Origin of the sequence: Sphingomonas sp. (genome assembly GCF_041661825.1) — a bacterium.
Classification (GTDB): Bacteria; Pseudomonadota; Alphaproteobacteria; order Sphingomonadales; family Sphingomonadaceae; genus Sphingomonas.
On the sequence record NZ_JBAZTU010000001.1, the window covers coordinates 805533 to 817215 of the forward strand.

An 11683-nucleotide genomic window follows, 5' to 3' on the forward strand; every position below is an offset into this window, starting at 1 on the left:
CACGCGATATATATAAGGGCCACCGACGGCACCCCGCCGCCGCCAGGGACCCCGCCATGAGCACGCTCACCCCCGCCGACCTGTCGAGCCTGAAGCTGTCCGACTTCCTGTGCTTCTCGATCTATTCGGCCAACCTCGCCTTCGGCCGGGCCTATAAGCCGCTGCTCGAAGAATTCGGCATCACCTACACCCAATATATCGTCATCGTCGCGCTCTCCGAGCAGGACGGCCAGACCGTGGGCGGCCTGGGCGAGAAGCTGTTCCTCGAATCCAACACCCTCACCCCGATCCTGAAGAAGCTCGAGGCAATGGGCTTTCTCACCCGCACGCGCGCTGCCGCCGACGAGCGCCAGGTGCTGATCACCCTCACCGATGCCGGCCGAGACCTCCACCGCCGCAGCCTGTGCATGGACCTCGCCGAAGCGACCGGCCTCACCGCGGAGGAATTCCCGATCCTGCAAAAGGCGATCGGCAAGCTGCGCGACAGCCTGCTCAGGTCGACGCGAGACCAGGCATAAGGACCTAGAGCCGCTTGGCAGGCTGCGCGAACGATCCGATCGCCGTCACCGTCAGTGCCTGCACGCAGCCGCTTTGCACCGCGATCCGCACCGCACCGATATCCAGCGACACCGGCGGCGCCTCCGCCAGCCCCACCTTGAGCCGCGCCGCCTGCGCGGGCGCCAGCGTCACCTTGGTCGCGAGCCCGGTCAGCAGCAACGGGATCGCCCGCTCGACGTCCGCCGGATCGCCGCAGGTCTTGCCCGCGCCGGAGGTCAGGCCGACCTCCCGGATCCAGCCATCGGGCAGCCGATGGAGCTTCGCCTCGCCCCGGTCGCCGGTCGTCTCGATGATCGTCCCGCCCGTCGCCGGATCGGGCACGATCGCGTTCCGGCTCGGCTTGGCCCAGGGTGCGCCGAGGCCGGCGATGGTCGCCTGCACGCCCGGCACCGTCTGGTCGAAGCTCGGCTTGGGCGGCGGCCCGGCGGGCGCCTGCGCCTCCTCCGCCGACCCGCAGGCCGCGAGCAAAAGCAGGACGGCAAGTCCGCCGATCGGCCGCACGCTATGGATCAATGATTCCTCCTTCTGCATTGCCCCGCGGATAGCACGCCCGCTCGGCCGAAGACGAGCCGCGATCGGCCGGCATTCAAACCACGGGCACCGTGTCCCTTATCCACGCCGCGATGGTGCCCGCGCTTGTTTTCGCGTCGCAATGCGTGGTGTCCACCACAAGCCGATGATCCGCGCCGTCATCGAACAGCGCGCGACCAATCACCATCCGCTCGATGACCGCCGGGTCGCGCAATTTCCTGCTGACTCGTCGGCCAGGCTCGACGACACGCCGCGCTCGCTCGTCGGGCGAGCATTCCAACGTTATCGAGAGCAGCGGTACGCCGCGCGCCTGTGCGAGATCGCGCACGGCGATCCAATGCTCCTCGGCGAAACCGCTCGGCCCGCCGCTCGCATTGACGCTGGTGACGATGAGCGGCGTGCCGGGAGGCAAAGCCCGGGCATATCGAAATGCGATGTCCCGCAGCGCTCGAGCGGCTTCGTAATAAGCAGGGCCGGGATAGTCCGTGAGCGCGATAGCGATGTTCAGCAACGAATGATTGTCCAGCAATCGCGCGCCGAGAAGCTCGGCCAGTTCAAGGCCGATGGTCAATTTGCCGACACCCGGCCATCCGTTGAGATTGACGATCACGCGTCGATGTTATGCCCTGGCTGGACGTCCGCAAGGGCCCAGTTGGATGCTTCTCCTCGGTGGCGCATCTTCGCCGCCGGCAGCTCCCGCCGACGATGCCTGGTTCGCAAGTTTGCGCGAAGGTGCCGGCAACATTCAGGGCCGTCACCGAAATATGATGGTTCGCGCGGCGGCGCGGAAGCGCAGAGAGTTTGAGGCGCGATTGTCGCGTGCTGCCCGCGCAACGACCGGACCATCTCCGCGCCTCCGCGCGAACATCCTCCCACTGCCTTCTCATAGACACCGCGGGACGTTCGACCCCGCTCGCGGGTCGTTGGTGGGAACCCCATTGGCGCGCAAACCCGACCGCCCTAGTGTCATAAAACAACATAACGCGCAGCGGGGGGAGCGCCAGATGGTCCGGACAACAGCAGCGATAGTCGCGATGGCCGCATGCTGCGCCGCCCTCCCCGCTGCCGCCCAGGACCGCAGCAGCGACAATGCCGTCACCCAGGCCGAGGACGCGTTCGGCTATAGCGTCGGCCGTGAATCGATCGGCATCTATACCGCCAGCAGCGCGCGCGGCTTCTCGCCCACGTCCGCGGGTAACGTGCGCATCGACGGCCTCTATTTCGACCCGCAATATACGCTGACCAGCATCGTCTCCGAATCCTCGAGCATCAAGGTCGGCCTGTCCGCGCAGGGCTATCCCTTCGCCGCGCCCAGCGGCATCGTCGATTATGCGCTGCGCCGCCCGTCGAACAAGGCCTCCGCCTCGATCGTGCTCAACGGCGATGCCTATGGCAGCGGCGGCCTGGAGATCGACGGCTCGCTCCCCGTCACCGCCAACCTCTCGCTCGGCTACGGCCTGACGGTCAACCATGTCGAATTCCCCGATGGAACGGACAACTGGAACCACGCGCAAGGCCTGCTCGCGCGCTGGACCCCGGCGCCGGGCATCGAGATCCTGCCCTTCTGGACGCTCTCCAACGATTACAACGACGAGGCCGGCCCCTTCTACATCCCGGCCGGCGCGTACCTCCCGCCCCAGCCCCCGGCGCGGCATTTCGACGGCCCGGGCTGGGCCGATTTCCGCTACAGCGCGACCAACCACGGCGTGCTCGCGTCGGTCGCCCCGGCGAAGGACTGGGTGATCCGCCTCGGCGCCTTCCGCTCGGTGTTCGACCAGGCGACCAGCTACACCAACCTGCTTGTCGATCTTCAGCCGGACGGCACCGCCAGCCGCCTGGTCATCGCCGATCCCCGCGCGAAGAACGTCTCGCTCAGCGGCGAGGCCCGCATCACCCACAGCATCGCCGATGGCCCGCGCCTCCACGTCTTCCACGCCAGCATGCGCCAGCGCGATGCGCGGCGGGTGTTCGGCGGATCGGACGAGGTCGATCTCGGCCCGACCCGCATCGGCACGCCGGTCACCGCGCCCCGCCCCGCCTTCGTCTTCGGCCCGCAATCGCACGACCGGGTGCGCCAGGCGACGTACGGCATGGCCTATGACGGCCGCTGGAAGGATGTCGGCGAGCTGAGCTTCGGCGTGTCCCGCGCCGATTACCGCAAAACCACCAGCCTGCCCGGCCTTGCCCCCGTGACGGCACGCTCGCGGCCCTGGCTCTACAACGGCACCCTGGCGGTCACCGCGATCAAGCGCCTGACCTTCTACGCCGGCTACGCCCGAGGCCTGGAGGAAAGCGGCCTCGCCCCGCCCAACGCCGCCAACCGCAACCAGCCGCTGCCGACCATATTGACCGAGCAGAAGGATGCCGGCGTGCGCTGGCTCGTCACCGGCAACATCAAGGCGGTGGCGGGCGTGTTCGACCTGCGCCGCCCCTATTTCAGCTTCGATACGGCGAACACCTACACCCAGACCGGCACGACACGCAGCCAGGGCGCGGAATTCTCGGTCGCTGGCAACCTCACGCCGCGGCTCGGCATGGTCGCCGGCGGCTTCGTCCTGCGCCCGCGCATCACGCGCGATGCGAATGCGGTCGGCACCATCGGCAAGCGCCCGGTCGGGCTGCCCGACCATCTGTTCAACTTCAACCTCAACTGGCGCACGCCGATGCTGGAGGGCCTGTCGCTCGACGCCGCCCTGTTCCACCGCGGCACCGTCGCCGCGCGGATCGACAACCTCGTGATCATCCCCTCCCGCGCCCAGCTCAATCTGGGCGGCCGCTACCAGTTCAAGCTGGCGGGCAAATCGGCGACCTTCCGGCTGCAGGCGGGCAATATCTTCGACCAGCAGGGGTTCGGGACCGCGGGGCCGGGGATTTATGCGGCGAATTCGGGGCGGTATCTGACGGGGTATCTGGCGGTAGATGTTTGAGGGCTACCTAGGTAGAACTCGTACCAGATTGAACCTACCCGACCGTACGCCCTGCTCGACAAATTTGAATTTTACGGTCCTCTGCTCCTCATGCCCGTCTTCCGAAATAACGACTTTTTGATTCCTACCTATATGTCGGTACAAATCCGGCTCCACATGCTCCCTCTTAGCAAGAGTCTTGTGGGCTTGCTCTACCATATTCAACTTAAATTCGTTTAATTCTGGAGAGCCAAGGTCCTCCGGCAAACTATCACCCGATATATCTATTATCTCTTCAGCTACCTTCTTTGCCGAAACAATATCACCATTAACGTTGTATATCATCATCTCGCTAGATATTAGTATCAGTAGCCAAAAAACGTCATCCCCCAGATAGAAAAATGGTCTTGCAGTCTTAATCAGGGGGAGCGCGCGATCGTAATTCGAATTATTCGTAAATTGCTGAACAGCCGTTATGATAAATATCAAATCTACATCCGAGACCTTTGTCCCATGCGGCAGCATCTCTAAAGCAGAAACGTAATGCGCTCGGGCTAGATCGTTTTCTTCGCCTGCCGTGTGAAGGACTAGCATTCTAAATAATCGAACGGTTCCCCTCACGCCAGCGACCAGATTCTCCAAAGCCGCCTTTTCGCTTAAGTATCGTAAGAATTCCCTGACACGCTGACCATCGATGTCAGCGACTGGCTCGATAATATCAAGTACAATCTCAAGTTTCGAACGCTCATGGGGCTCCGAGCTAGCATTGAACTCAACCAGCTCCTCCAAGTCTCGCTTATCATCTGATTCATTTAGGGCGAGATAAATAGCAGCCAATATTTTATCGTTATAGGCGATCTCACCCACCGCCTGACTAGCAATCAGCGCGTGCTCCACCACCAAATCTTTCGCCTCTCGTGCTAGAATTGCACGTCGATTCGGGTCGGCCGTTATAGAGTGCAAAGTCATAAGAATCGCAGGAAGCATCCCTAACGGGGAAATTTTGCGTGTCTGCTCAAGAAAGCCGACCGCATTGTCGACATCATCAGCCGCTATTGCCGCTAGAGCTAAGCTGTAAAGAGCCGATGCAATCGCCTCTGGTCTATCGAGCTGCTGCGGGCTTGAGTCCCCGTCAATGGCCTCTGACAACTCCGCACGCAATTCTCTGACGCGCAGCTCCAGAGCGCCTGACTCGAGGCGGTAATACGCTGCGACCAATAGAATGCGAGACGGCAAAAGGTGAGGGCCAGAGCCGGCACCCCCAGCCTCCTCAAGAACGACCAAGGCTTCCTCAGTCCTGTCACTCAAAATCAGGCTGGAAGCGAGATAGTATTGAGCGGTAGTTCGCGCCTCGCCCTTAATCGTCAATAGCGAAAGTTTTAATTCATCTATAGCGAGAGGGTACTCCCCGGTCGAGTAAAATGATATACCTAGGTACATTAGATAATTGGCAGAGAGCGGCTCTCCCTCTCCTCGCCTGTGTTGAAGCAAAGCTTCAACTACTAGATTATATCTCCCGCCGACAAAATGCTCTGCCGCGCGGAGAAGCGAACTTTCACCCAAAGATGTGGCTTGGGCCAGCCACGAATCCGAGAGAGAGGCGTCTATAATTGGGTTCTTTATTGATGGCTTATTGAACGACGCATTAGTAATTCCGGCCAAGTATAGCTTCGACCGAATCTTTTCATCGATGGTGTCTCCTTTTCCGTATCTGATCGATATTAATGCGTTGCGCAAATGGGCATCACCAGCGACCAGTACCCTGATGTGGTCGATAGGAGGTTTGTCAAAATTGATAAGGTACAATCGATCAACTACATCATCTACGTTTCTTGGCTCTACCATGAGACCAGATATTTGCATTTCTTCAATCGCCGCGCAGACGTCCCAAGTTATCCTCGGGTTACCCATAGTCCAGCTGTATATTCTTTCCACAACCGGAAAAGTAAGTCGTAGCCCGGCCTTCCGCAAAAACTCCTCGACCTCGTCAAACGAAAAATCGTCGAGATATATCTTTTCTCCGATATTGAACGGAGAAATGTTCTTGTCTTTTATGAGGTCGGTTGGCTCAATGACCCCTGACAAAACGTACGTCAGTCTATCGTACTCAGGGAAGTTCGATCTCGTAAAATAGGTACTTCTTATCTGAGCGAGAATCGCGTCGCTATAGGACACGCTTACTAGAGAGTCGACTTCGTCTAAAATCACAATTATTTTGCTGCTTCCCGCGGCGCGAAGAATCTCGCGCAGGTGTCTGCCATACTCGACCGCGGCTTCTGGCACATCGCCGGCGCGTTGTTCACGAATGACGGCGGCAGCCGAGGCCAAAATCGTTGGCCTGGTTTCGAGCGCTACGTCCACTATATGCCGAAAACATGCCCGGGCGCTCTCGAAGCGCTCTGAGAGATCAACGTACAGAACGATATCGTTGTGAGCCTCTCGACGACGCTTCATGTGCAGGAGCAGGTTAGTCTTGCCCATCTGCCGAGCAACCAAGACGTACCCTGGTCGCCCCATATCTCCTATTATTTGATCGAGCTGCCGATCGGCCGCGCGTGTGACATAAAGTTCATCGGAAACGATTGTACGTGCGCGCAGGACTCTACCGCCGGACATGCTACACCTGCTCACGTGCAACGGCGTCAAGCAGCGCTTCGAGGCTCAAGTCTTGACCCACTGCGTCTCTCAATCGCCTAAATACGGCTTTGATCGCCCTTGGCGAGCCGTTCGCGAATTTCACGATGCGAGCCTTGTCAGCGATATCAAACGTTCTCCCAGTGGCGCTCGCGAGCATGTCTATCAGTGCCCCACACTCATCGGGCGACCATATCGAAAGCAGAGCGAATTGCACTCGTGCCCGCAATTTCGCCATGCCGACTGAGGCGGTTTGAGCAAAATCATGGATTGATGAAAATATTAGCGTGACATGGTTGGATTCCTGAACCTCCAGCGCCATGATCATCTGCCCAACCAAATTCATAAAAGTTCGAAAATTATCTCCCGCAGGAAGAGGTATTTCTTCCACCAAAACGGCATATCGACGATCCGTAGGCAGTTCCGAAATCACAGAACGGAAGTACGAAAGAATCTCAGGTAAGTCTTCCGACTTTGGAGCCCCTATATTAGACCTTGTCCTCTCTCCAATTTCTACACAAATCGCCCTCAAGAGACCGTGCGGAGTAGCGTTTTCGTAGCTCGCGAGCATAACATGGAATACTTTCCATCCGTTTATAGAGCCGCGCCTTTGTATCGCGGCGGTCTTCCCCACACCACTTGCACCAATTAGCCACATGTGGTTCATTTTTACTGACTCTGATATTACCTCATCGATAGATCTAGATACATAGTAACTCTCGTGCTCGGGAGCATATATGTCAAATAGCGGGTTAGCGGTCTTGCCGCCGTATGCAAGATCAGCGACGTCGTCACTCTTTCTTACTCCACGCACAATGAAATCTTTGACCAGCAAATAATTTATATCTCGATGACTTTTAGGGCGTATAATGGTACTGTGATCGTAACCGATTAACATCTCATCCAGCGGGCGTCCTGCCGGGCCTTTGGCCGAGGGTTTACTTACGATATCGTCTGTACCCCCAGCCACGTAAGTAATACGAATTTTTCTGTCCATCTCATGCTCTGCCCAGTCGTCATTTAACTGCGTCAGCGCTTCCGAATACGGCTGCAGCTGACGGAGTTGAGCATTACGTCGACTAAAGCGAGAGCCGAATGAGGCAGCAATTGCTCCGTTGTTGGGGGTGGCGAGGAGCAAAGCGCTTACGTTGCTGACGTTTTCACCACTTTTTACCAGGTTTAACGCAAATTGCCGCACGACCAGCCCGCCCAGGCTATGGCATATTATAATTACGTTACGACCGGAGAATTTTAGTCGAATCTCGGTCCCAAGCCCTTGGGCGATATCCTGCAACGACGGGATTCTCTTCCCGCTTAAGAAGCCGACGATTGTCGTTGGATACTCGTAAAAATCGAACTGATAGCCAATAAAATCTGGGTCCGTGGTTAGAAGTCCCAACAGTGTAGACCAAGTGCCTTTGGCACTCCCCCCAAGGCCGTGGACAAGTAAAACGACGGGGTGGTTAGCGTGTTGGGCTGACTCGCAAGCTCGGTTCGCTAAGTCAGGCTCGCCATTCGCATTTCCTCTCCAATTCAATAACCGCCGCACATTCCCCCCAGTCCAGTCTCTAGCGTTCGCGTATTGTGAAACTCAGGTCACACCTCGCAAATTTCCGCTGCTGTCTGCAAGCTGGATAGGGTAGTGAGTCTCAGAATGCCACACTTGTCGCACTAAAAGCGCGGGAATCCGCTCGGCCCTCCCCGAGGATCACGTTGAGGTATATTGGACCTAAAAACCTCAACTGCGGTATATTAATTCGGGGAACCGGCACCGGCCTTGAGTAATTCGAAGCCACAGTACGCAACCCGACGAGCCTCATCTCGAAGCTAGAGCGGCGGCTGGTCAAAAAATCCCCGTCACCCCGAGAACCGGCGGGCCCGCTCCTCCCGCCAGTCCGCTAGCATCACCGACAAATACGAACCCGGTACCCGTACCGCCATTCGGTCCAGCACCGCGGCCCACGCCAGCCATAGCCGCCGCGCCAGCGATGATGCCGGTACCGATAATGCGGCCCGTGCCAGCCACCGCGATAACCGCGATACTCCCGGCCGTGCCAGCCGCGACCATAGCCGCCGCCGTAATGGCCGCGATCGTTCCAGCCGCCGCCGCGATGGCCGTCCCATCGCTGCGCATCGGCGCTCGTGCTGATGGTGAGTGAAGCAACCGCCAGTCCGGTTGCGGCAAAGATGTGTGAGATCTTCATCGTCTGGTCCCTTCCTGCCCGCCAAATCGGGCGAAAGGAGATTATGCCTGCAATTGCATCGGGATGCTGAACGCAGCGGTAATCTGGGGTACAGGTGCGGCGGGCGGCATTGGCCCGCGTCATCCGGTTGACGCTGGTCCCGCTCGCGGCGATGCTCGGCCTTTCCGCAAGAGGCCTGCCCATGATCGACCGACCGTCCAACGCCCCCTTTCCCGGCCGTCCGACCTTTGGCGGCCTGCCCGTCGGCGCGGTCTCCGCCTATGCCGGCCCGCTCGCGCCGGAGCAGGGCCCGGGCGTCGTACCGATCGAGGCATGGGGCTGGATGCTCTGCGACGGCCGCACGCTGCCGGCGGCACAATATCCCGAGCTCTTCGCCGTGCTCGGCACGCTCTATGGCGGCAGCGACGGGGCGTTCTGCATCCCGGACTATCGCGGCACCTTCCTGCGCGGGACCGATCACGGCAGCGGCAACGATCCCGACGCCCGCATCAGGACGACGGCCAGCGGCGGCACCGCTGACGGCGTCGGATCGACTCAGCGCAGCGCGATGCAGGATCACGGACACAATTATAAGGCGGTGGTCAGCCAGTTGGGCGGAGAGCCGGGCGCGGCCCCCGGTGGCCCCACCCAACAGAATGTCGAGACCACCGGCAGCCCGGTCGCCGCCCCGCGCTCCGGGCAGCCGGTCGGCACCAGCCAGCACGAGACCCGCCCGGCGAACGTCGCCGTCAATTATATCATCAAGTTCACGAGTTCGTGACTTCGCAGACAAGAGGCGCGCTGTCCTCGACAACGGTACTGACATTTTGCCGTAGAACGGATACACAATAAGTATCTGATAAACATATATTTATTCTCAACCTTCCGGCTGACGAATGGCAAAATGTCAGTGACCCTACTGACATTTCCAACAGGCGCGCAGCGCCGGGCCTGCGATTCAACCGCCCGCCATCAAGGGCTATTGGTCCATGATGGCGGCGGGATGTGCACCGCTCGCGTCTTTCTCATCGCTGGCACTGAAGAAGTCCGTCCTTGGCGCCGCCGGAGTCGGGAACGGCGCGGGAGACAGGACCGGTTCGGCGCTTGTCCGTCGCGCGCCGATTGCAGGCCGGCCGGCCCGGGCGCATGATCGGCGCTGCCGAACATGGGGGGAGACCCGCCAATGAACATGCGCGCAACCACGCTTCTGCTGTCGGCGCTGCTGCTGACCCAGACCTCATGCGGGGTCGGGAGCGCCCCCGACCAGACCAGCAACACCGTCGCCGTCAGCGACAACATAGCGGTCGCCGCGGGGCGCCTGCGTCCGTGCCGGGTGACGGGCACACGGCTCACCGAGGAGGATTGCGCCGACGCGCAATATTGGCTCGATCAGTCGCGGCGCGGCAACGCCTCGTTCAAGGCGCCCGCGAAGATGCGCCAGGGCGAGACGACCTTCGTCACCCTCGCGCTCGGCACCGCCCCGGTCCCGCCCCCCACACCGACGCCCACGCCCACGCCCGTCGCAAGCCCCGGCCCGGTAACGGGGAACGAGACGACACCCGAGGACGGCAGCCCGGCAGGCAACGAGACCGCGGCGATTCGCCCCCTGCCGGGCGACCGCACGCCGCACGACCTGGCGGAAGATGGCGGCGGGACTGGCCGAACGGTCGATTACCACCCGTTCGTCGGCCAGAAGATGAAGGCGACGCTCGAAGGCGCGGGCTTCGAGGTGAAGCCGCTCTCGCCCGAGATCCAGACCGTGACGGAGGGCTCGAACGCGATCTGGCGCTGGTCGGTCACGGCGCGCTCCCGCGGCGACCTGTCGCTCATCCTGCGCACCACCGTGGTGATGATCGACAGCCAGGGCAACGCGCAGGAGCTGCGCCCCACGGTCGAACCGCAACCGATCCATGTCTCGATCGGCGCCTCGACGATCTGGAACTGGCTCACGGACCTGCCCAACTGGCTGAAAGCGCTCACCACCATCCTGGTCGCCGCCGCCGCGCTGGTGGCGGCGTGGAAGGGGCTGAGGGCATCGGTGCTGGGCTCGAAGACGCCGCCCGCAGCCGCCGCCGGAGACGAGACACCGAAGCCACCCGACCCGTAACGGCCGGTCAGCCGATGCGGCTGTTTCTGCGAAGAAGCATCGACGTGACTGCCGCCGCCCCGAGGCACACGGGCAGGGAAACGCCCGCCACCACCATCGCCAGCGCGAGAAGCATGCCCTCGCCGGGCCCGGCACCCGGAAGCAGCATCAGCACCAGAGGGGCGGCGAAGATGATAAAGGGAAGCGCGCCGCCCGCCAGCGCCACCACCTGCCCGGCCCGCTGACCGCGCAGGAGCCGGGACAGGACCAGGGTCAGAACCGCCGTCACCACCACTTCGATCACGCCGATCAACGGCGCATTGCTTGCCAGCACGGTGCCTCTCCTTGCCCGGGCGGCCATGCTACCAGAACAAAATCCCCGCGCCAGCGATCCGGTCGGCCTCGCTGGGTGCCGATTCAATCCGCCGCCCATCTCTGCTGAAATGTCCCGGAGCCCGCCCCGCCCGGCGCATCGATCGACGAGCCGCGGATACTATTCGTTTCCGGTCACAAGAAAAGCCTCATGAACATCCGATACCCCTCGCGAAATTCGGCGAATAAAGCGACAAGTGTGCTCAAGCATCCCTCATGCCGGCGAGGGGCGCGACGCTCCTATTTGCGCACCCGCGAAATCACTCGGCCTGCTAATTCCCGTGCAGCCTCCAAGAAGCGCTCGATTTTCGCCCACTCGCAGGTGCCTCGCGAAATTCGACGAATACTCGGACGTTTTCCGCAAACCGGCCCCGCCTCCAACACGTGTTCCACCCGGTTACTGCACCGTGATG

Annotated in this window: 10 protein-coding genes; 4 read left to right on the forward strand and 6 right to left on the reverse strand. The window is 60.9% G+C overall.

The features are described 5' to 3' along the window. The first annotated feature begins 56 nt into the window (after positions 1–56). Positions 57–518: a MarR family winged helix-turn-helix transcriptional regulator gene (locus WC729_RS03570; protein ID WP_372849600.1), complete on the forward strand. Its 462-nt coding sequence runs from the start codon at positions 57–59 to the stop codon at positions 516–518. Between the two features lie 4 nt (positions 519–522). Here WC729_RS03570 and WC729_RS03575 read toward each other — a convergent pair whose 3' ends face one another. Further along, positions 523–1071, reverse strand: a complete 549-nt coding sequence (locus tag WC729_RS03575; protein WP_372849602.1) for a hypothetical protein — start codon at positions 1069–1071, stop codon at positions 523–525. Between the two features lie 73 nt (positions 1072–1144). Continuing rightward, positions 1145–1699: an AAA family ATPase gene (locus WC729_RS03580; RefSeq protein ID WP_372849604.1), complete on the reverse strand. Its 555-nt coding sequence runs from the start codon at positions 1697–1699 to the stop codon at positions 1145–1147. Positions 1700–2093: 394 nt separating this feature from the next. On the opposite strand from WC729_RS03580, the gene WC729_RS03585 reads away from it, so the two are divergent. Beyond that, complete coding sequence (locus tag WC729_RS03585; RefSeq protein WP_372849606.1) at positions 2094–4016, forward strand: TonB-dependent receptor; 1923 nt, start codon at positions 2094–2096, stop codon at positions 4014–4016. A gap of 3 nt (positions 4017–4019) precedes the next feature. Here WC729_RS03585 and WC729_RS03590 read toward each other — a convergent pair whose 3' ends face one another. The 3 genes from WC729_RS03590 to WC729_RS03600 all read right to left on the reverse strand — a co-directional run bounded on the left by WC729_RS03590 (position 4020) and on the right by WC729_RS03600 (position 8833). Further along, positions 4020–6611 (reverse strand): AAA-like domain-containing protein, encoded by a 2592-nt coding sequence (locus WC729_RS03590; protein ID WP_372849608.1) that lies wholly within the window; start codon positions 6609–6611, stop codon positions 4020–4022. A gap of 1 nt (position 6612) precedes the next feature. Further along, a complete protein-coding gene (locus WC729_RS03595; RefSeq protein ID WP_372849610.1) occupies positions 6613–8178 on the reverse strand; it encodes an alpha/beta fold hydrolase in 1566 nt (521 codons plus the stop codon). A 355-nt stretch (positions 8179–8533) separates the two neighbouring features. Next, positions 8534–8833, reverse strand: a complete 300-nt coding sequence (locus tag WC729_RS03600) for a hypothetical protein (protein ID WP_372849612.1) — start codon at positions 8831–8833, stop codon at positions 8534–8536. 109 nt (positions 8834–8942) lie between these two features. Between WC729_RS03600 and WC729_RS03605 the strand changes: the two genes are divergently transcribed. Next, the gene (locus WC729_RS03605) at positions 8943–9593 is read left to right on the forward strand and encodes a phage tail protein (RefSeq protein ID WP_372849614.1); all 651 of its coding nucleotides are present in this window, start codon (positions 8943–8945) and stop codon (positions 9591–9593) included. 402 nt (positions 9594–9995) lie between these two features. After that, positions 9996–10919, forward strand: coding sequence for a hypothetical protein (locus WC729_RS03610; RefSeq protein ID WP_372849616.1), 924 nt, complete (start codon positions 9996–9998; stop codon positions 10917–10919). Between the two features lie 7 nt (positions 10920–10926). On the opposite strand, the gene WC729_RS03615 is transcribed toward WC729_RS03610, so the two are convergent. Further along, positions 10927–11232 carry a hypothetical protein gene (locus WC729_RS03615; protein WP_372849618.1) on the reverse strand — a complete coding sequence of 102 codons (306 nt, stop codon included), beginning with the start codon at positions 11230–11232 and terminating at the stop codon, positions 10927–10929. Positions 11233–11683 lie beyond the last annotated feature (451 nt).

Coding starts and splice junctions, on each gene's coding strand:
- WC729_RS03570 (WP_372849600.1), top strand. CDS start 57: ATGAGCACGCTCACCCCCGCCGACCTGTCGAGCCTGAAGCTGTCCGAC.
- WC729_RS03585 (WP_372849606.1), top strand. CDS start 2,094: ATGGTCCGGACAACAGCAGCGATAGTCGCGATGGCCGCATGCTGCGCC.
- WC729_RS03590 (WP_372849608.1), bottom strand. CDS start 6,611: ATGTCCGGCGGTAGAGTCCTGCGCGCACGTACAATCGTTTCCGATGAA.
- WC729_RS03600 (WP_372849612.1), bottom strand. CDS start 8,833: ATGAAGATCTCACACATCTTTGCCGCAACCGGACTGGCGGTTGCTTCA.
- WC729_RS03610 (WP_372849616.1), top strand. CDS start 9,996: ATGAACATGCGCGCAACCACGCTTCTGCTGTCGGCGCTGCTGCTGACC.